19 protein-coding genes and 2 tRNA genes are annotated in these 19,629 nt (G+C 40.6%); 12 read left to right on the top strand and 9 right to left on the bottom strand.

Going from position 1 to position 19,629, the window contains the following annotated elements:
- Nucleotides 1–24 precede the first annotated feature (24 nt).
- The gene (fabI, locus tag BM100_RS07385) at nt 25–813 is read left to right on the top strand and encodes an enoyl-ACP reductase FabI (protein WP_092509446.1); all 789 of its coding nucleotides are present in this window, start codon (nt 25–27) and stop codon (nt 811–813) included.
- Nucleotides 814–995: 182 nt separating this feature from the next.
- Nucleotides 996–1,604, top strand: coding sequence for a glutathione transferase GstA (gene gstA, locus BM100_RS07380; protein ID WP_092509444.1), 609 nt, complete (start codon nt 996–998; stop codon nt 1,602–1,604).
- Between the two features lie 151 nt (nt 1,605–1,755).
- Here the strand turns inward: gstA and pdxY are convergent, their stop codons facing one another.
- From pdxY to anmK, 4 genes are all read right to left on the bottom strand, one after another.
- Nucleotides 1,756–2,634, bottom strand: coding sequence for a pyridoxal kinase PdxY (pdxY, locus tag BM100_RS07375; protein ID WP_092509442.1), 879 nt, complete (start codon nt 2,632–2,634; stop codon nt 1,756–1,758).
- A 110-nt stretch (nt 2,635–2,744) separates the two neighbouring features.
- Nucleotides 2,745–4,016, bottom strand: a complete 1,272-nt coding sequence (gene tyrS, locus BM100_RS07370) for a tyrosine--tRNA ligase (RefSeq protein ID WP_092509440.1) — start codon at nt 4,014–4,016, stop codon at nt 2,745–2,747.
- 209 nt (nt 4,017–4,225) lie between these two features.
- Nucleotides 4,226–4,879 (bottom strand): pyridoxamine 5'-phosphate oxidase, encoded by a 654-nt coding sequence (gene pdxH, locus BM100_RS07365; protein ID WP_092509438.1) that lies wholly within the window; start codon nt 4,877–4,879, stop codon nt 4,226–4,228.
- Nucleotides 4,880–5,054: 175 nt separating this feature from the next.
- Nucleotides 5,055–6,164, bottom strand: a complete 1,110-nt coding sequence (gene anmK, locus BM100_RS07360) for an anhydro-N-acetylmuramic acid kinase (protein WP_092509436.1) — start codon at nt 6,162–6,164, stop codon at nt 5,055–5,057.
- 359 nt (nt 6,165–6,523) lie between these two features.
- On the opposite strand from anmK, the gene BM100_RS07355 reads away from it, so the two are divergent.
- Nucleotides 6,524–6,997, top strand: coding sequence for an outer membrane lipoprotein (locus BM100_RS07355; RefSeq protein ID WP_092509434.1), 474 nt, complete (start codon nt 6,524–6,526; stop codon nt 6,995–6,997).
- Nucleotides 6,998–7,072: 75 nt separating this feature from the next.
- Here the strand turns inward: BM100_RS07355 and slyA are convergent, their stop codons facing one another.
- Both slyA and BM100_RS07345 read right to left on the bottom strand, forming a co-directional pair.
- Complete coding sequence (gene slyA / locus BM100_RS07350) at nt 7,073–7,510, bottom strand: transcriptional regulator SlyA (RefSeq protein WP_092509432.1); 438 nt, start codon at nt 7,508–7,510, stop codon at nt 7,073–7,075.
- A gap of 683 nt (nt 7,511–8,193) precedes the next feature.
- Complete coding sequence (locus BM100_RS07345) at nt 8,194–8,433, bottom strand: DUF1289 domain-containing protein (RefSeq protein ID WP_092509430.1); 240 nt, start codon at nt 8,431–8,433, stop codon at nt 8,194–8,196.
- 297 nt (nt 8,434–8,730) lie between these two features.
- On the opposite strand from BM100_RS07345, the gene gloA reads away from it, so the two are divergent.
- Together gloA and rnt are read left to right on the top strand one after the other, a co-directional pair.
- A complete protein-coding gene (gloA, locus tag BM100_RS07340) occupies nt 8,731–9,138 on the top strand; it encodes a lactoylglutathione lyase (protein WP_092509428.1) in 408 nt (135 codons plus the stop codon).
- Nucleotides 9,139–9,334: 196 nt separating this feature from the next.
- Complete coding sequence (gene rnt / locus BM100_RS07335) at nt 9,335–9,994, top strand: ribonuclease T (protein ID WP_092509426.1); 660 nt, start codon at nt 9,335–9,337, stop codon at nt 9,992–9,994.
- Nucleotides 9,995–10,050: 56 nt separating this feature from the next.
- Here rnt and BM100_RS07330 read toward each other — a convergent pair whose 3' ends face one another.
- Nucleotides 10,051–10,437, bottom strand: coding sequence for a Grx4 family monothiol glutaredoxin (locus BM100_RS07330; RefSeq protein ID WP_092509424.1), 387 nt, complete (start codon nt 10,435–10,437; stop codon nt 10,051–10,053).
- A 463-nt stretch (nt 10,438–10,900) separates the two neighbouring features.
- On the opposite strand from BM100_RS07330, the gene sodB reads away from it, so the two are divergent.
- Nucleotides 10,901–11,479, top strand: a complete 579-nt coding sequence (gene sodB, locus BM100_RS07325) for a superoxide dismutase [Fe] (RefSeq protein ID WP_092509422.1) — start codon at nt 10,901–10,903, stop codon at nt 11,477–11,479.
- Between the two features lie 549 nt (nt 11,480–12,028).
- Nucleotides 12,029–13,054 carry an HTH-type transcriptional repressor PurR gene (gene purR, locus BM100_RS07320; protein WP_092509420.1) on the top strand — a complete coding sequence of 342 codons (1,026 nt, stop codon included), beginning with the start codon at nt 12,029–12,031 and terminating at the stop codon, nt 13,052–13,054.
- Between the two features lie 3 nt (nt 13,055–13,057).
- Here purR and punR read toward each other — a convergent pair whose 3' ends face one another.
- Nucleotides 13,058–13,966 carry a DNA-binding transcriptional activator PunR gene (punR, locus tag BM100_RS07315; RefSeq protein WP_092509418.1) on the bottom strand — a complete coding sequence of 303 codons (909 nt, stop codon included), beginning with the start codon at nt 13,964–13,966 and terminating at the stop codon, nt 13,058–13,060.
- A 123-nt stretch (nt 13,967–14,089) separates the two neighbouring features.
- Between punR and punC the strand changes: the two genes are divergently transcribed.
- Nucleotides 14,090–15,271 (top strand): purine nucleoside transporter PunC, encoded by a 1,182-nt coding sequence (gene punC, locus BM100_RS07310; RefSeq protein ID WP_092509416.1) that lies wholly within the window; start codon nt 14,090–14,092, stop codon nt 15,269–15,271.
- A gap of 314 nt (nt 15,272–15,585) precedes the next feature.
- Nucleotides 15,586–16,737, top strand: a complete 1,152-nt coding sequence (gene cfa / locus BM100_RS07305; protein ID WP_092509414.1) for a cyclopropane fatty acyl phospholipid synthase — start codon at nt 15,586–15,588, stop codon at nt 16,735–16,737.
- A 167-nt stretch (nt 16,738–16,904) separates the two neighbouring features.
- Here cfa and BM100_RS07300 read toward each other — a convergent pair whose 3' ends face one another.
- The gene (locus tag BM100_RS07300) at nt 16,905–17,549 is read right to left on the bottom strand and encodes a riboflavin synthase subunit alpha (RefSeq protein ID WP_092509412.1); all 645 of its coding nucleotides are present in this window, start codon (nt 17,547–17,549) and stop codon (nt 16,905–16,907) included.
- A 333-nt stretch (nt 17,550–17,882) separates the two neighbouring features.
- Between BM100_RS07300 and BM100_RS07295 the strand changes: the two genes are divergently transcribed.
- The 3 genes from BM100_RS07295 to BM100_RS07285 all read left to right on the top strand — a co-directional run bounded on the left by BM100_RS07295 (nt 17,883) and on the right by BM100_RS07285 (nt 19,615).
- Nucleotides 17,883–19,256 (top strand): MATE family efflux transporter, encoded by a 1,374-nt coding sequence (locus BM100_RS07295; protein WP_092509410.1) that lies wholly within the window; start codon nt 17,883–17,885, stop codon nt 19,254–19,256.
- A 175-nt stretch (nt 19,257–19,431) separates the two neighbouring features.
- A tRNA-Val gene (locus BM100_RS07290) sits at nt 19,432–19,508 on the top strand.
- Between the two features lie 30 nt (nt 19,509–19,538).
- Nucleotides 19,539–19,615: transfer RNA gene (locus BM100_RS07285), tRNA-Val, on the top strand.
- Nucleotides 19,616–19,629 lie beyond the last annotated feature (14 nt).

The raw sequence follows: 19,629 nt of genomic DNA, 5'->3' as shown, positions 1-19,629 counted from the left end.
ACAAAGAACAATAAGGATACTGCTATGGGTTTCATGACCGGCAAGCGCATTCTCATTACTGGCGTCGCCAGCAAACTGTCTATCGCTTATGGGATTGCTAAAGCAATGCACGATCAAGGAGCAGAGCTGGCTTTTACCTATCAAAATGACAAGCTGAAACCTCGTGTCGAAGAGTTCGCTGCATCACTGAATTCTAATATCGTTCTGCCATGTGATGTTGCTGAAGATGAAAGCATCGACGCATTGTTTGTTGAATTGGGTAAAGTATGGCCTAAATTCGATGGTTTCGTTCACTCCATCGGATATGCACCTGCTGATCAACTTGATGGTGATTATGTTAATGCTGTTACCCGTGAAGGTTTCAAAATTGCACATGACATCAGTGCATACAGCTTTGTTGCGATGGCAAAAACATGCCGCAGCATGCTGAATCCTAATTCTGCCCTGCTTACCCTGAGCTATCTGGGTGCAGAACGTGCTATCCCTAACTATAACGTAATGGGTCTGGCAAAAGCGTCTCTGGAAGCAAACGTTCGTTATATGGCAAATGCAATGGGCGTTGAAGGCATTCGCGTTAACGGCATTTCAGCTGGCCCAATTCGTACTTTGGCGGCTTCTGGTATTAAAGACTTCCGTAAAATGCTGGCACACTGCGAAGCAGTGACACCTATCCGTCGTACTGTCACGACAGAAGATGTGGGTAATGCGGCTGCATTCCTGTGTTCTGATCTGGCTGGTGGCGTTACGGGTGAGATCCTGCATGTAGATGGTGGCTTTAGCATCGCTGCAATGAATGAGCTAGAACTGAAATAAGAACGCTAGATAATTGACCTACTCAATAAGCCCGGTTATTTTTATTACACTGGGCTTATTCCTCCCCTTTGCTCCCTGCTTAACATATTGACTTTTAAATAAAAAACGACTACTGTTTTTTGTTTTATTGTATCCAAAATTAACATACCCACAAAATTAAAGGCTTAATTAAGGAACAAGTTATGAAACTATACTATACACCGGGAGCTTGCTCACTCTCCCCCCATATCATTCTTCGTGAAACAGGTTTGGATTTCAGTATGGTAAAAGTGGATTTAATAAATAAAAAAACTGAAAGTGGTGCTGATTTTCGTGCTATCAATCCCAAAGGAAAAGTACCTACAATTCTGCTTGATAATGGCCAAATACTCACGGAAGCGACTGCCATTCTTAAATATATTGCCGACCAAAAACCTGATAAAAACCTACTCGCACCGACAGGCACAATGGAGCATTACCATCAAATAGAATGGTTAAGTTACATATCCAGTGAATTGCATCAAAATTTTTCGCCTCTGTTTCCGATTATGGCAGCTCCCCAAGCCGCTATCGATATTGCGATAAAAAAGCTAAAATTTCACTTTGCTTATATTGATGGCATCTTAGCAAAACAGCCTTATATCGCTGGGGATCATTTTACCGTCGTAGATTCTTATCTATTCGTCATTATTCTGTGGGCACCCACCACAAAATTAGATATTTCTGAATTGGTATATTTAAACGCTTATAGGGATAAAATTAAGCAACGTCCCAATGTTCATGATGCTCTAATGGCAGAAGGCTTGATTTAAATTAATTATGGGTGATTTCAGGTAGATATTCTTTCAATATTGCTTGCTTCCGGTACAGCCGTACCGGAAGCTTAATTAGACTGGCTACCTATCCCAATGGATATAATAGATTTCAAGCCGCGACTTGAAAGTGACAAGTAACAGGGATATGTCAGTCAATTTGTAGTGCGCTGAAATGATATGTTGGTACAACCATTTTGTCCTGTGCAGCGACTAATTGTAATTCGAATTCTCCGCTTCTTTGCGTTTCCAGCATCACTTCATAAACAGCGGCTGCTACATGCTCTAACGCAGCTTGTAATTCTGTATTCCCCAAAGATGGGCTTTTTAATAAATTCACTAAGAATAAGCCGCTGGTTAAATCGCCAACACCAACAGGTTGACGCGCTCCTGTATCAATCAATGGGCGGCTAATATGCCAACTATGCTCTTTGGTTACCAACAGCATTTCAAAACAATCTGTTTTATATCCTGCACGACTAAGATGTTTCACCAGCACAATCTTCGGACCTTTTTCACATAATGCACGTGCCGCAGATATTGCTTGTTCCACATTTTCAATTTTTCGTTCAGATAATATTTCAAGCTCTAATAAATTAGGCGCAATAATGTCACTGGCAGGCAATGATTTTTCACAGTGAAATTCCGCCACTCCTGGAGCAACAATACAACCTTTTTCTGGGTGTCCCATAACCGGATCACAAAAATACCAAGCCTCGGGATTAGCTTGCTTAACCTGTTTCACGATATCGAGAATACGATCTCCCTGCTCTGCAGAGCCAATATAACCACTCAATACCGCATTACAGGAAGCGAGTTTATTAATTTCACCGATGCCTTGCGCTATTTCAGTCAGATGCTCTGGTGGCATCACACAACCACGCCATTGAGGATATTGTGTGTGGTTAGAAAATTGAACTGTATTTAATGGCCATACGTTCACTCCCATACGGTACATTGGAAAAACAGCAGCACTATTTCCTGCATGACCAAAAACAACGTGAGACTGAATTGAAAGAATATTTTTCATGATAAGGCCTAGTTTATTATTTTTTGATTCACAGATGGCTTATTAAGATATCGTTATACTTTAAGGGCAACATTACTGTTGCCCTTAATAAAAACTTTTACTTGTGTGAATTATTTCCAGTTAATCAGGCAATAATGTTTTTTGCCGCGACGCAGTAAGGTATAGCGTCCAAATAGACGATCAGAGTCCGCAAAGACATACATTGGTTCAGACTGCTTTTCACCATTGATGGAAACCGCGTTAGAGCTGATCATGGTGCGAGCCTGTCCGCGAGAAGGAACAAATTCAGCGCTGACCAATGCTTGTTGCAAATCAGCCCCTTTTTCAAGTTCAATCGCAGGCATGCCATCTTGAGCCAATTGAGCAAAGTCATCTTCGGTTAAATCAGCAACATTCCCAGAGAACAAACTTTCAGTAATACGCTTTGCCGCAGTCAGCCCAGCGTCACCATGTACCATGCCTGTAACTTGTTCAGCCAATACATATTGAGCGCGTGGCGCTTTACCGCTGTTCTTATCTTCTTCTTCAAGTGCATTGATTTCTTCAATGTTCATAAATGTAAAGAATTTCAGGAAACGATAAACATCTGCGTCTGCCGTATTAATCCAGAACTGGTAAAATTTATATGGACTGGTTTTCTTAGGATCCAGCCAAACTGCCCCGCCTTCTGTTTTACCGAATTTGGTTCCATCTGACTTGGTGATCAGCGGTACTGTCATACCAAACACTTGTTTTTGGTGTAAGCGACGAGTCAAATCAATACCTGATGTAATGTTGCCCCATTGGTCTGAACCCCCAATCTGCAATTCAACACCATATTTACCATTCAGGTTTGCAAAGTCATATGACTGCAATAGATTGTAAGAAAATTCAGTATATGAAATACCAACATCGTCACGGTTCAAGCGCTGTTTTACCGCTTCTTTGTTAATCATTTGGTTAACAGAAAAATGCTTACCAATATCACGCAAGAAAGTCAGCACATCCATTTCACCAAACCATTCATAGTTATTGGCTAACTCTGCGCCACTCTCACCTTCAAAACTGAGGAATGGTGAAACCTGCTTGCGAATTTTCTCAACCCACTCTTGGACAGTGTCTTCTGTGTTCAATTTGCGTTCTGTTGCTTTAAAACTTGGATCGCCAATCAAACCTGTCGCGCCGCCAACCAATGCAATAGGCTTATGCCCAGCAAGTTGGAATCGTTTTAAACACAGCAAAGGAACCAGATGGCCCAAATGCAAGCTGTCAGCGGTAGGATCGAAGCCACAATAGAGAGAAACCGGACCTTGCGCCAGTCTCTCAGCTAACGCTTCCTCATCCGTTACCTGGGCAACAAGGCCCCGCTCTTGCAGTTGTTTAATCAGGTTATTGCTAGACATCAATGACTCCATCGGTTTGTATATTTTACCTATATATCTATATAAGCATCTCGTTATAAATCACGTGCTATAGCATAAAACGCCAGTAATATAAGTGCCAGTATTAAAAACAGTAATTATCCACTCAAATTATCAAGCCCCTATTTTATAGGCTGTAATCTGAAAGCTATTGCATACTACCGGGCATTTCGACGTAAGTTAGCTCTTTGTTAAGGAGCTAAACGGTCAATATGCCATCCATTATCTTCTCGTTGGTACAGAAAACGGTCATGTAAACGGTTGGCGCCTCCCTGCCAGAATTCTACCGAATCAAATTCGACTTTGAATCCCCCCCAAAAGCTGGGCAACGGCACTTCGCCATTTTTGAATTTTTGTTTCAACTCCAAAAACTTTCCTTCCAGAATGCCTCGGGCAGAGATCCGTGAAGATTGTTGAGAAGCCCATGCTGCAATTTGGCTGTCTCTTGGGCGGCTATGAAAATATTTTATGACTTCAGTAGGAGATAAACGCTCCGCCTTACCAAGAAAACTAACCTGCCGCTCCAATTGATACCAAGGGAAATGAAGGCTGATTCGATTATTCTGAGCTAAGTGTTTTGCCTTGCGGCTACCAAGGTTGGTATAAAAAACTAGGCTGCGGGCGTCAAAATGTTTTAGTAAAACGATACGCTGGTAAGGTTGGCCATGTTCATCTACCGTAGCAATGCACATCGCTGTTGGATCACTGAGTTTAGCGTCACAGGCCTGCTTCAACCAATGTTCAAAAAGTTCTATCGGTTCTTCCGTTAGATCTTTGCGCCTTAACCCACCACGTATATATTCGCGACGCAATTCTGCGATAGCCATTTCATTATATTCTGACATTTTTAGCTCTCGATTATTTATGGGTATTAGCATATCACTATTATTTACAACTAATTATTATTTGCAAATAAGTGCTATTTGCAGTTAGCTGCTATTTGTAACTAACTGTTATTTACAATCAACCGCTATTTGCAATTAACAATCATTTGCAACTAACTGCTAATTGCTCAATAAGTTATTTAACTACGGGATAAATTGCACCTAAAATTGTCTCCCTATCCGCACCTGTTACTGATGGCAGATTACCAGACAACCCAGACATTGTTCTGAATGCCAGCCAAGCAAATGCCAAGGCTTCCATATCATCACCACTCAATCCATAGTTATCTGTCGTAGTCACTTCGGTATCCGGCAACAATTCTGACATCCTGCTCATGACACGTGGATTCCGTGCACCGCCACCACAGACTAAAAGACGCTCACATCCACCATTTAATATAACTTGTTGAACAATACTCACAGCCGTTAATTCAGCTAATGTTGCCTGAACATCTACTGGCATAACATCAGGAAAATCGGCTAGCTGTTTTTCCAACCATGCCATATTAAAGTATTCTCGACCTGTGCTTTTTGGTGCAGTTCGTGCGAAATAAGGATCGGATAGCATTTTTTGCAGTAAAGGTTCAACCACAGTGCCTTCGTTAGCCCATAATGCATCTTTATCATAAGGCAGTTGCTTGTGCCGCCATGTCCAGGCATCCATCAACATATTACCAGGCCCAGTATCATACCCTTTTACCGCAGAATTAGGCAGCAATGCAGAAATATTTGCAATTCCACCTATATTAAGAATGACACGCTTTTCTGTAGGATGCCCCAGTACAGCCATGTGGAATGCCGGTACCAATGGTGCTCCCTGACCGCCATAAGCCATATCACGCCGCCTGAAATCACCCACAGTTGTAATATTGGTAAGTGCCGCAACGCGGTTATTATCACCAATTTGCATAGTAAAAGGTTTTTCGCCATCAGGTTCATGCCAAACTGTCTGGCCATGGCATCCAATGGCAGTAATATCACTGGCATTCAGGCCTGTTTTATTCAATAGTCCCAGTACTGCTTCGGCAAAAAGTGTGCCGAGTTCATAATCAAATCGACCAACCATTGATAAAGTTGTTTGCTGCCCTTGACAGATAGAAAGCAATTGCTGTTTAAGTTCTTGCGGGAAAGGATGATTATAACTTTCTTGTTGGATAACAACTTTATCACTAATCTCTGCCAAAATAACATCAACGCCATCCATGCTAGTGCCAGACATAACACCAATATAACGTCCTGATTTCATGAATACTCTCCTATTTAAAGAATGGATTACATTTAGCAAATTGATACTTCTAATCTCGAGTAAACTATAAAACACATCTATTTGGACTATATATGTTTACTGATTAATAGCGGGGATAAAATCTGAGTTTTGGAAAGCTCTTCACAAAACATGCTAAACTTTTGGTTAGGAATTATTCCTTTAGGAGTACGCTATACGCATTGGTTATATGCAAATATATCGTATCAATGGTTAGCAGATTTATTAATTTTCTGCTAACAATAAGTTCTCTACTGAGAGTTTTCTGCTAACAGTAGCGCATGCTTGATAGTCAGTTTATTATCAAGCTTCCCTATCGGGCATTAAAATTAGGAGTGACTATGTTCAAACGTTTCCTGGTTGGTGCAGTTGTAGTAACAACATTGTCAGGTTGTGCAGACATGGGAGCACTTTCTAGTGATACTTATTCTATTGGTCAAGCCAAACAAGCTCAAGCAGTAACCTATGGTACTATTCTGTCTGTACGTCCCGTCACCATTAAAGGCAATCAAGCTGGAGATCCTAATATGTTAGGTCTCATTGGTGGGGCTGTTTTAGGCGGGCTATTAGGTAATACAGTCGGTGGTGGTTCAGGCCAAAGACTCGCTACAGCTGCCGGCGCCATTGCTGGTGGTATGGCAGGTCAAGGGATTGAAGGATATATAGACCAAACGAAAGGTGTTGAACTAGAGGTTCGTACGGATAGCGGAAGAAATATCATTGTGGTACAGAAATTAGATAGAGTTCCATTTAGCAGAGGCCAACGCGTCAAAATTGCTGATAGCGGAGGTTCTCTCACTGTATCACCTCTCTGAAATATTCAGAGAATACAAAACCAAGAAATCGCGGCTGACCAGGATCTGGACCGCGATTTTATTATAGGTTAATTTTTATATTACCTGTTTATGTAATTGGCTGATGTTTTTTTCAATTTTTTTTATTACAGAAGCAAGTAGGATTAACTCATCGTGAGTAATTCCCTCCAAGATTTCTTTCCTTGTCGAATCAATAACACTATCCACTTCTTGGATAAAAGTTTCCGATTCCCCGGTTAATTTGATTCTTTTCGCTCGTCGGTCATTGGCACATGTATGACGTGTAATCAGTTTCTTTTCTTCTAATTGATCAAGAGTTCTTACCAGAGATGGTTGTTCAATACCAATAGCTTTCGCGAGCTGTATCTGTGATTGCTCTGGTGGTAGCTGACTAATATTGTATAAAGTAACCCAATGTGTTTGAGTTAATTTCAACGGTTTCAAACGATGATCAATTAAAGCGCGCCAAACACGGACTAAACGTGCTAGGTCTGATCCCAATGTCAATTCCAATTACCCCTCCTTATAATTAGAGACTCATATAACATCAATGAATTATCCAATCAGTTTATTCATATGAATAATGGATACGCACTCTATATCATGCTTATACATTTAGCAGAGTCAGATATTTCGCTAATTACTTAATTAGTGTGTCGCGTTGGCTTGTTACTTAAAGTTGACATCTTCGTCGCCCTAAAGAGCGAAGTTCTATGGCGCACCGAATAAATTCGCGCATTAATCCACCAACGATATAAACTGTATAAAATAATCCTCCAACTAAACTATTCTAATTTTAAATATCAACAAAAAAAATACAAACCCTCAAAATATATACATTTCCACTCGGTTAAAGTTCTATAAGAATAACCGCCATCCAAATACTAATCTATATATTTTTACATTAATATCATTTTTCTCTTACAGAGAACGTCCATTTTATTATAAATAATATATAAAACAATAAGATAAAAAAACAGCTCTTTTATCGAACAATAAATAATTCTTTAATAAGAAATTTTTACTTAAATACTGAAATAGGTCAGCAATAGCGATATCTAAACTTAACTTAAGTCAAATTAAAGAAATATAATACACGTATTACATCATTTATTACTGGTAACATTTTTTATTTTTCAGGCAATCCTAAATTATTATTCACCTAATTGACACTTTTTGATCAATTCAGAATAAAATTAAAATAAATCAGACTGAGTCGGAATAATATCTCCATTCTCTCTTTTTATTTTTAATTTTTTTAGATATCTCTGATGACATAACCGCAATATTCTTCTTTTTTCACTATCCGATAACTTCATCCAGGCAAACCGTTCTTCTCTGCTCCGATAACACCCTCGGCAAAAACCACGAGAATCAGATTCACAAATTCCCCGGCACGGATTTGGAATCGCAAAAAATTCTAATTGTTCAGCCATTTGATCCTCCTGCACCCAGATTCATCAACCTTTTACATATGGAAAACACTATATGGTCAGTATATGACCACATGATAACAATTAAAAACAAAATAATAACGAAACGAAATCAAATAAACGGAAGGACAAATTGAATTATTTTATCCAGACAAGTTATAGTTAATCAGACGTAAGCAGCTAGGCTTAATGTGTAAAATTTTAGCAGTTAGTACATATTTTAGACTACATTGGCAATAAAGCCATGCTGTACAATAAGCAATGTTTTGCAATAAAACTAATAAAGATCAAGAGGTAATCATGCGTTTACTCCATACTATGATCCGTGTTGGCAACTTACAACGCTCGATTGATTTCTATACTCAAGTAATGGGTATGCGTTTACTTCGTACCAGTGAAAACCCTGAGTATAAATATTCTCTCGCGTTTGTTGGCTATAGCGACGAAAGTGAAGGCGCAGTTATTGAGCTGACTTACAATTGGGGTGTTGAAGATTACGAAATGGGAACCGCATTTGGGCATATTGCCTTGGGTGTTGATGATGTCGCAGCAACTTGTGAGCGCATCAAACTTGCTGGTGGAAAAGTAACTCGTGAAGCTGGGCCAGTCAAAGGTGGAACAACTGTCATTGCATTTGTTGAAGATCCTGATGGCTATAAAATAGAACTCATTGAGAACAGCAGTGCAAGTAACGCATTAGGAAATTGATTATTTATTCTCTTCAATCCCCAATCGATTTCAGCATGTAACTTGCCGTCTACAAACGAGATTAAAAAGGGCATGTTTTCTTGCCCTTTTTAATTAGGTAAGCATTACTCCTGCAAGATGCAGCAAATTTTGTCATAATACCTGCTATTCCAGAGTCAAAAACAAAATCCTGAAGTTATTAAGAACTGAAAACCAGATGTCTAATAAAAACGATCAAAACATGCTAAGTGGACGCTTTCGTGGCTATTACCCCGTTATCATTGATGTCGAAACCGGCGGGTTTAATGCACGTACAGATGCTTTACTTGAAATCGCTGCAATTACTTTAAAGATGGATGAAGAAGGTTGGTTAATGCCTGCTGATACGCTGCATTTTCATATTGACCCTTTTGAAGGAGCCAACCTTGATCCTGCTGCACTGGCATTCACCGGCATTGATCCCACAAATCCCTTACGGGGTGCGGTCAGTGAATACACTGCTCTGCATGCTATATTCAAAATGATCCGCAAGGGTATGAAAGATACGAATTGTAACCGTGCAATTATGGTTGCCCATAATGCTAGTTTTGATCACGGTTTTGTTATGGCCGCCGCTGAACGCTCTAGTTTGAAACGAAATCCATTCCATCCGTTCGCGACTTTTGATACCGCTGCACTCAGTGGATTGGTTCTTGGTCAGACAATTCTGGCCAAGGCCTGTATCACCGCGGAAATTCCGTTTGATAGTACCCAAGCACATAGTGCACTTTATGATACTGATCGCACTGCCCTGCTGTTTTGCGAACTCGTTAATCGCTGGAAACGACTCGGTGGTTGGCCATTACCGTCCGACGCGTCCACAGAAAACAATTCCTGAAGAATCAGACCCCATGTTTATTACAGGCATGGGGTCTGGCTTATCATTTCAGCAGATTATTCTGCATCCTGCTCACGATATTTATCAGCAGTGTCTTTGATCAGAGTCTGTAATTCACCATTCTGATACATTGCAATCAGAATGTCGCAGCCACCTACCAGTTCACCGTCAACCCAAAGTTGAGGAAAAGTCGGCCAGTTTGCATATTTAGGCAATTCAGCGCGGATGTCAGGATTTTGCAAAATATCCACATACGCAAAGCGTTCACCACAAGCAGACAAAGCCTGTACTGCTTGTGCCGAGAAACCACAGCTTGGCAATTTCGGAGAACCTTTCATATACAGAAGGATTGGGTTTTCTTTAATTTGGCGCTCAATTTTCTCAACGATCGCCTCAGTTGTTGTATCAGTAGCGGTGTTAGTATTGGTATTAATAGTCGTCATTTTTGCTTCCTTAAAACTGCAAGCACTATTTTCAGCATCAGAAAAGATTGATTTAGAATACCACTTTATACTCTCATTTTTCCACAGAGAACTTTCAGGGGCCGATTTTCATCATGAAGTTTCGTCATGGCACGGCTTTACCAAGTATATTTTTACTATAGTACAGTACGTTTTTGCTAAGGTAAGTTCTTGCCATGATGTGCCTCAACGGCAATTGGGGGAAATAATTATTCAATATTTCTATCCCAACTGATCACATTAACTGCATCAAATACATCGGATAGTTTAGATCTACGCCAACTTCAGCCAAATAGCATCTTTTTCCCTGTCATTTGACTGAAAACTTGTTAAGATAATTACCAAAATAGCAACAAGATAATAAGTCTAAATTTGCCCTGGCCATGATTAATCTTACTAATCATGGCTACAGAGCTGAAAACCCGATATTAAAAAGGAGCATGCAATGTCTTTTGAATTACCAGCATTACCTTATGCCAAAGATGCCCTGGAACCACACATTTCTGCAGAAACTTTGGAATATCACTACGGCAAACACCACAACGCCTACGTTGTAAACCTGAACAATCTTATCAAAGATACTGGATTTGCCGGAAAATCCCTGGAAGAAATCATCAAAACATCTGAAGGCGGTGTTTTCAATAATGCTGCACAGGTTTGGAACCACACTTTTTACTGGCATAGCCTGTCACCAAATGGCGGCGGCGAACCTACCGGAAAAGTTGCTGATGCCATCAATAATGCCTTCGGTTCTTTTGCTGAGTTCAAACAACAATTTACTGATGCCGCACTGAAAAACTTTGGTTCCGGTTGGACATGGTTGGTCAAAAAAGCTGACGGAAGTTTGGCTATCGTTAGCACTTCTAATGCTGCAACCCCATTGACTGGCGAAGATAAACCAGTACTGACCGTTGATGTTTGGGAACACGCATACTACATCGATTACCGTAATGCTCGCCCACAATATCTGGAGCATTTCTGGGCTTTGGTCAACTGGGCATTTGTTGAAGAAAACCTGGCTTAATAAGATTGATTCTTATGCCAGTTTGAAATAATAAGGGTTGGTTTTCTTTCATTCTCTGATTATGAATGTCAGAAAGCCAACCCTTAATGCAAACGGTGTTATACGTCAATTAATTTCCTAGCTCTCAATTAGATAAGACAAAGGCTTGCCAGAAAGACAATCATGATTAATGCGCTACCGGCAGCCAATAGTCCCAACTTCAAATCTGTATCCATAGAACATCCTCAATGTGAAAAGCAAGATACCCAACACCATAAATTTTAGATGGTCATTTACCGCATTGTTTATAAATTATACTTCGATCTTAAATCCGTACTCTTTATAACATCGATTATCACTTTCACTTTTGAGCTAGATCAGACAAAATTCAATGTTTATCGCTAAATTGTTGCCAACCATCACTTCATATATAAATATGTTGGTAAACGATTAACAATTATCTATATTTCAAGTTAAAGCGTATCGACAAACAGATACGGCCAATCAATCAGCAACTTGAAAAGTTAGAATATATAAATTTAGACCATAAGGTCAGGAGTCCTTTTTATCATGGCAACGATTAAAGATGTGGCCAAACGCGCTGGTGTTTCTACCACAACCGTATCCCATGTTATCAATAAAACCCGTTTCGTCGCCGAAGATACTAAGGCTGCAGTTTGGGCTGCTATTAAAGAACTGAATTATTCCCCCAGTGCCGTTGCCCGTAGTTTGAAAGTTAACCACACAAAATCCATTGGACTATTGGCAACATCCAGCGAAGCCCCTTATTTTGCTGAAATCATAGAATCTGTTGAAAATAGTTGCTACAGCAAGGGTTACACTCTGATTTTATGTAATTCCCATAATAACCTTGATAAACAAAAAGCTTATCTTGCCATGTTGGCACAAAAGCGCGTAGATGGTTTGCTGGTTATGTGTTCAGAATATCCTGAACAGCTTTTAGGCATGTTAGAAGACTATCGCAATATTCCGATGGTAGTTATGGATTGGGGTGAGTCCAGAGGGGATTTCACCGATGCAATCATTGACAATGCTTTTCATGGTGGTTATTTGGCTGGACGCTATCTTATTGAACGTGGGCACCGTGACATTGCATCCATTCCTGGCCCATTGGCAAGAAATACCGGTGGCGGGCGTCACCAAGGCTTTCTCAAGGCTCTGAAAGAGGCCAACATTGTTATTCGCGATGAGTGGATTGTGCAAGGTGATTTCGAACCTGAATCCGGTTATCAAGCCATGTGTAAGATTTTAAACCAGAAACATCGCCCAACAGCCGTTTTTTGCGGGGGCGATGTTATGGCAATGGGGGCAATTTGCGCCGCTGATGAATTAGGCTTGCGTGTACCACAAGACATTTCCATCATTGGTTATGACAATATCCGAAATGCCCGCTATTTTACCCCGGCATTGACAACCATCCACCAGCCCAAAGAGCGATTGGGGCAAATGGCTTTCTCTATGCTGCTGGATAGGATCGTCAATAAGCGTGAAGATGCACAAACTATTGAAGTCCACCCGCGCCTTGTTGAACGGCGCTCCGTCGCGGATGGGCCGTTTATCGATTACCGTCGCTGACAATTAGTTTTCTTGCAACCATTCAGCATTAAGTGTTTCACTATCGCCAAGATAATCAAATAACCAACTTAATGCTGGTGAATGGCTTTTTTGCGACCATACTAAGCAACATGGGCTATCAGGCAATGGTTGTTCAAGTTCAAGCGCTGTCAATTTCCCTTTACGGATAAGAGGCAATGCACGATGTTTGGGCACCATTCCAACACATAAACCATCCATCAGGCAATTCAGCCCAGCATCCCAATCAGGAACAACCAGCCGCCGTTGGTTATCCAACGCCCATGTATCTCTTTTAGGTAAACTGCGTGAAGTATCCTCAAGGCACAAACTGGGATAAGGCCGCAGTTGATCGTCATTTAATTTCCCCGATATTGATGCCAGCTCATGCTCCGGGCTGACGACACACAACCAAGGCATAAATCCCATGTCTCTGAAGTTATATCGTTCACCAACGGGGGAAGCACGCGTTGCCCCAATCGCAACATCCACCCGCTCATTCACCAGTGCATCCCACACGCCATTGAAAACCTCGGGATAAATAAACAACTCGATATCGGGAAAATGTCGATAAAAATCAAGGATAAGCCGGAGGGTTCTCTCAGGTTTTACTACCCTGTCAACTGCGATGCTAAATTGTCCCCGCCAGCCATTGGCGACTTGCTGGCATTGATGCCGGGTGTGATGCATTTTTTTGATAACAGAGCGGGCTTCTTTGACAAAAATGGCTCCCGCTTCGGTCAAGTCCACATCACGATGACGTCGCTCAAATAGAGGCACTGCCAGCCATTCTTCAAGTTGTTTCACTGTGTAGCTTACAGCAGAAGGTACGCGATGCAATTCTGATGCTGCCGCACTGAAACTTCCTGTTCTGGCAACAGCATCAATAACTTCCAGAGAATATTCAGACCACATATATCTTCCTTTCAATTTTTTTCACAGCATGGTGCAAATATTACCGTTTCACAAGTAAAAATCATGCCATATAGAATAAGTCAGGTATTCTTTTATCAATTACCACATCAAGTTACGAACACCATGCCAACAAATAAAAATTCAATTCCATTTATGTTTTATCTCGCTGGCCTGAGCATGCTCGGTTATTTGGCTATCGATATGTATCTGCCTGCTTTTGGGGCAATGAAAGTAGATTTGGATACCTCAGAAAATGCCATTAGTGCAAGCCTCAGTATTTTTCTTGCAGGTTTTGCCTTTGCCCAACTCTTGTGGGGGCAATTGTCAGATCGCATAGGAAGAAAGCCTGTACTTATTATCGGATTATCTCTGTTTTCCATTAGCTGTTTAGGCATGCTTTGGATAACTGACGCGACACAATTACTTGTATTGAGATTTATTCAGGCGGTAGGTGTCTGTTCTGCTGCTGTTTCTTGGCAGGCGCTGGTTATTGACAGATTCGATGCAGAGCGCGCTAAACGTGTTTTTGCAATGATCATGCCTTTAGTTGCCCTTTCCCCTGCTCTGGCACCGTTGTTAGGCGCTTGGTTATTGTCGCACGCTGGCTGGAAAATTATTTTTCTCGTTTTAATGATTGTGACACTTTTATTGTTGATACCAACATTTTTCTTAAAAAAGGAAGATAAAAGCACTGAAGCCAATGTCAATCAGAAATCCATTTCTTTCTTCACGTTGCTTCGTTCACCTGTTTTTAGCGGTAACGTATTGATTTATGCTGCTTGTAGTGCTGGCTTTTTTGCCTGGCTGACAGGGTCGCCAATCATTCTGGAAAATATGGGCTATAACCCTACCGACATCGGATTGAGTTATATTCCCCAAACTCTGGCATTTATGATTGGTGGATATGGTTGCCGCATCCTGCTGGAAAAAGTGAAAAGCGAAACGGTATTTCCAATTCTATTGGTCGGTTATTCGGTGAGCATGTTCATTATTTATTTGCTTTCCGTTTTAGACGAACCTTCATTTATGGCTATTTTGATCCCGTTCTGTGTCATGGCGGCAATGAACGGCGCATCCTATCCAATTGCTGTAGCAAACGCGCTTTCTGTTTATCCAAAGAGCAGCGGTAAAGCAGCCGCATTGCAAAATGCTCTGCAACTGGGTTTATGCTTTTTCGCCAGCATGGTTGTTTCTATTTTTATGAATAATCCTCTCTTATCGACAACCACCGTTATGGTTTCCACTATTGTGCCGATGACGTTTGGTTATTGGTTACAAAAGCGAAAAGCCAAAAAAAGTTATTAAGCAAATAATGCTATTTTTTAAAAAATAATATCTAAGAACATTATTATATAAAGGTCACACTGATGTGTGACCTTTTGTCGATTGTTTAAATGTTGTTTCACTCATATACTCATACCGATTCATTATTCTAAAAAACTTGGAAATTGAGGTTTTTCAGGGCAGTGAAGCTCCCTTTCATTTCAGGACGAAAATGCCGTACGCGGTTTTTTATAGTTTTCTCATTATTTCCAAATAAATTTGCATAGCTTTACCATAATAAAAATCAGCTAAAAAGTGATACCTCAAAATTCCACCACACAAATGTTGGAGAGTATATGAGTTCATCTTTCGTTGAAGGTAAAAACACAACAACTGACTCTTGGCATCGAATTGCCCAGGAATTACTTCAGGAAGCTGATATTGAAATCAACGGCAAACGCCCTTTCGATATACGCATAAAAAACCCTGATTTTTATAAGCGGGTATTAAAAGAAGGTTCTCTGGGGCTAGGTGAAAGTTATATGGATGGCTGGTGGGAATGTGAACGCCTTGATATTTTCTTTCATAAAATATTGCGGGCTGGTTTAGAGCATCGTATTCCTAAAAATGCTAAAGATATTTTAAGGATAATTGCTTCTCGCATATTTAATTTACAGTCTCCTAAAAGAGCCTGGATTGTAGGTGAAGAACACTATGATTTAGGCAATGATCTTTTTACTCGCATGCTTGATCCTTATATGCAATATTCCTGCGGTTACTGGAAAGATTCTGACACGCTCGAAGAGGCTCAAACTCACAAGCTTCGTCTGATTTGTGAAAAATTACAACTTTCCCCCGGTATGACATTATTGGATATTGGCTGTGGATGGGGTGGCTTGGCCGCTTATGCTGCGAAAAACTACGGCGTCTCTGTTACTGGTGTAACTATTTCCGCAGAACAGCAGAAATTTGCCCAAGAGCGTTGTAAAGATCTGGATGTAAAAATTATCCTTGAAGATTACCGGAATTTAAATCTCCAGTTCGATCGCATTGTTTCCGTCGGCATGTTTGAGCACGTTGGCCCCAAAAATTATGCCAACTATTTTGATATTGTGAAAAAAAATCTGAAGCCTGATGGAATATTCCTTCTCCATACCATTGGTTCCAATCGTGATAAATTAGGCGCTGATGCTTGGATCACAAAATATATTTTCCCAAATGGTTGTTTGCCATCAATATCAAAGATAGCCAAGGCAAGTACTGGAAAATTTGTGATGGAAGATTGGCACAACTTTGGCGCAGATTATGATCGGACACTCATGGCATGGTATGAGCGATTTATTGCCAGTTGGCATGAAATTGAAGATAACTACAGCCCACGTTTTAAACGCATGTTCAGTTATTATCTGAATGCCTGTGCAGGCGCATTTCGTGCCAGAGATATTCAACTGTGGCAGATTATTTTCAGCCCGCGAGGTATTGAGAAAGGGTTAAGAGTTCCTAGGTAGGAAACTTTGCTTGGATAAATCTCAAAAGCTACAGAAGAACAGTTTCTGTAGCTTTTATATTTTGGGATGATATAGCTACAACATCACTGCTATTACAACCCTTATTACTGAATTCTGTATTACTACAATTCAAGACGATTTGAATTCACGGCAATTCAATAAAATTCTTATTGTTCTTCCGCTTGAATCAACAATTTTGTTTGTTCTTTTTGTGCCATAACTCGTTCAACGGTATCTACAACTGCCTGAGTTTGTGGATCGATCTCAATATTGACTTTTTCCTCAAGGCGCTTTTTACCCAGCGTTGTACGTTCTAACGTTTCTGGTATTAAATGCACACAAAAGCGATTGTTTACAACATCGCCAATTGTCAGGCTGATCCCATCAATGCCTATAAATCCTTTATGCAGGATATACTTCATCAACTGCTTATCGTGAACTCGAAACCAAATTTCATGATTATTTTCAGAAGTAAATATCTTTGCAATTTCAGCGGTTGTAATGATATGACCAGACATCAAATGTCCGCCAATTTCGTCACCAAATTTGGCTGCCCTTTCCAAATTGACGAGATCGCCAATTTCAAGTTCACCAAGGTTAGTTAACCGCAGTGTTTCTTTCATGAGATCAAAACTGACTAAATCACCATCAATTTTAGTCACTGTCAGACAGCAACCATTATGGGAAACAGAAGCCCCCGTTTCAATTCCGGATAATAATTCAGCCGGAAATTTAACAGTATGGATCCGAAAGTGTGTTTTTTCATCAATGGCAACTATCGGCGCTTTTCCCTGAACAATACCTGTAAACATGCGAACCTCTTTAATCATTTCACATAGCAAGTTAGTTTAACCCACCCATTTTTTTTAAACACTATCACTTTAAACGCTATCATTTTAAACAGCATTACTTTTAACACTATGCCACATAATCACTACATTACTTTTGAACACCACTGTAGATGAGGATAGGAATAGTTAAAGCCTCAATTATTGAGTATAAGCATCGTACTACAATTGGATTAATAAAAATGAGTCCTATACAATGCCTTTGCTCATAAGAGATACATTTCGACGACTATCGTTTGCTCGCAAAAGTATTACTTGTTTTTTCAATTAATTATCAATTAAATAAAGGTGTAGTACGTGCAGAAATATTTAAATGAAGCGCGTAGTTTGCTCGCTTTGGGGATCCCCGTCATCATTGCTCAGTTTTCACAAACTGCAATGGGGGTCGTCGATACAGTCATGGCCGGTAAAGCCGGTGCTATTGAAATGTCAGCTGTTGCCGTAGGCACATCGATCTGGCTACCGACTATCCTGTTCGGTCAAGGTGTATTGCTCGCCTTAACTCCGATAGTTGCGCATATGAATGGCTCCGGCCAAAGAAAAAAAGTCTCCGGACAAATTCAGCAAGGTTTTTGGCTGGCAACTTTCCTTTCTATCTTTGTTATTGCGATATTGTATAACAGCCGATTCATTATCGAAGCACAACATAATATTGATCCTGTTTTGGCCCAAAAGGCGACAGAATTTATTCACGCCATTATGTGGGGTGCGCCCGGCTACTTGTTTTTCCAAGTGTTGCGCAGTCAATGTGAAGGGTTGTCGAAAACTAAACCAGGAATGGTCATCGGTATTGCCGGGTTATTGGTTAATATTCCCGTTAACTACATTTTCATTTATGGCAAATTCGGTGCGCCGGAGTTAGGTGGCGTCGGTTGTGGTGTTGCAACAGCAACTGTTTATTGGGTTATGTTCTTGCTGCTTTTGGCTTATGTCAAATGTTCCCCCAGCCAAAAAGACATCCAAACATTCAACAATTTTTCGGCGCCTAAGTGGTATACCCAAAAACGGATTATATTTCTTGGCTTACCTATCGCCCTTGCGATGTTCTTTGAAGTTACCCTGTTTGCGGTTGTTTCATTATTAGTTTCTCCGCTTGGCGTCGTTGCCGTTGCGGGTCATCAAATAGCCCTCAATTTCAGCTCAATGATGTTTATGTTCCCTCTTTCATTGGGAATAGCTGCAACTATCCGTGTTGGCTATAACCTGGGTAAAGGGTCAACCGAAGGTGCTAGAATTGCGGCTTATACCAGCTTGATCGTTGGCTTGATTATTGCCTGCATGACTGCAACTTTTACGGTATTGTTCCGCGAAAAAATCGCATTTATGTACAACGACAATACAGAAGTTGTCATTCTTGCCTCTCACTTAATGTTGTTTGCAGCAATTTATCAGCTCTCTGATGCTATTCAGGTTATCGGATCAGGTGTATTGCGCGGCTATAAAGATACTCGTTCTATTTTCTTTATCACCTTGATTTCTTATTGGCTTTTCGGGCTGACCAGTGGCTATATTCTGGCGCTGACTGATTATGTCACGGAACCAATGGGGCCGCGGGGATTCTGGATTGGATTCATCATTGGTCTAACTTCAGCAGCATTTATGATGGGTTATCGAATTATGTGGACGCAAAAACAACCTGTTCAGTTTGTTTTGAATCGTTCCTCTCATTAATTCAGTTGTTGTTAATTTAGTACATCAAATTATCAACAATAAGGGAAAAAGCTGTAAATTCGTTCTAAAAGATGTAAATGCGAGCAGTTGAACAAGAATTTGCACTTTTTCCCTTGCCAGAATGCGCAGTGCCCGTTAATATTCGTCCCCGTTGTCAGCCACAGAAATTTAGATTGCGTCCGTAGCTCAGTTGGTTAGAGCACCACCTTGACATGGTGGGGGTCGGTGGTTCGAGTCCACTCGGACGCACCAAATTTCAGACTGAAACCAAAATTTTTATGTGCGTCCGTAGCTCAGTTGGTTAGAGCACCACCTTGACATGGTGGGGGTCGGTGGTTCGAGTCCACTCGGACGCACCATATATTATTCACAT

Source organism: Xenorhabdus mauleonii (assembly GCF_900113945.1).
Lineage (GTDB): Bacteria > Pseudomonadota > Gammaproteobacteria > Enterobacterales > Enterobacteriaceae > Xenorhabdus > Xenorhabdus mauleonii.
The sequence above is the reverse complement of the archived record's forward strand: the minus strand, read 5'-3'. Positions and strand labels throughout refer to the sequence as shown.

Bases quoted from the DNA above. Each gene is read 5' to 3' on its own strand.
- anmK (WP_092509436.1), bottom strand. From the start codon at position 6,164: ATGAAATCAGGACGTTATATTGGTGTTATGTCTGGCACTAGCATGGAT.
- punC (WP_092509416.1), top strand. From the start codon at position 14,090: ATGCCAACAAATAAAAATTCAATTCCATTTATGTTTTATCTCGCTGGC.
- punR (WP_092509418.1), bottom strand. From the start codon at position 13,966: ATGTGGTCTGAATATTCTCTGGAAGTTATTGATGCTGTTGCCAGAACA.
- BM100_RS07300 (WP_092509412.1), bottom strand. From the start codon at position 17,549: ATGTTTACAGGTATTGTTCAGGGAAAAGCGCCGATAGTTGCCATTGAT.
- gloA (WP_092509428.1), top strand. From the start codon at position 8,731: ATGCGTTTACTCCATACTATGATCCGTGTTGGCAACTTACAACGCTCG.
- gstA (WP_092509444.1), top strand. From the start codon at position 996: ATGAAACTATACTATACACCGGGAGCTTGCTCACTCTCCCCCCATATC.
- purR (WP_092509420.1), top strand. From the start codon at position 12,029: ATGGCAACGATTAAAGATGTGGCCAAACGCGCTGGTGTTTCTACCACA.
- BM100_RS07345 (WP_092509430.1), bottom strand. From the start codon at position 8,433: ATGGCTGAACAATTAGAATTTTTTGCGATTCCAAATCCGTGCCGGGGA.
- BM100_RS07330 (WP_092509424.1), bottom strand. From the start codon at position 10,437: ATGACGACTATTAATACCAATACTAACACCGCTACTGATACAACAACT.
- pdxH (WP_092509438.1), bottom strand. From the start codon at position 4,879: ATGTCAGAATATAATGAAATGGCTATCGCAGAATTGCGTCGCGAATAT.
- fabI (WP_092509446.1), top strand. From the start codon at position 25: ATGGGTTTCATGACCGGCAAGCGCATTCTCATTACTGGCGTCGCCAGC.
- BM100_RS07355 (WP_092509434.1), top strand. From the start codon at position 6,524: ATGTTCAAACGTTTCCTGGTTGGTGCAGTTGTAGTAACAACATTGTCA.
- pdxY (WP_092509442.1), bottom strand. From the start codon at position 2,634: ATGAAAAATATTCTTTCAATTCAGTCTCACGTTGTTTTTGGTCATGCA.
- rnt (WP_092509426.1), top strand. From the start codon at position 9,335: ATGTCTAATAAAAACGATCAAAACATGCTAAGTGGACGCTTTCGTGGC.
- cfa (WP_092509414.1), top strand. From the start codon at position 15,586: ATGAGTTCATCTTTCGTTGAAGGTAAAAACACAACAACTGACTCTTGG.
- sodB (WP_092509422.1), top strand. From the start codon at position 10,901: ATGTCTTTTGAATTACCAGCATTACCTTATGCCAAAGATGCCCTGGAA.
- tyrS (WP_092509440.1), bottom strand. From the start codon at position 4,016: ATGTCTAGCAATAACCTGATTAAACAACTGCAAGAGCGGGGCCTTGTT.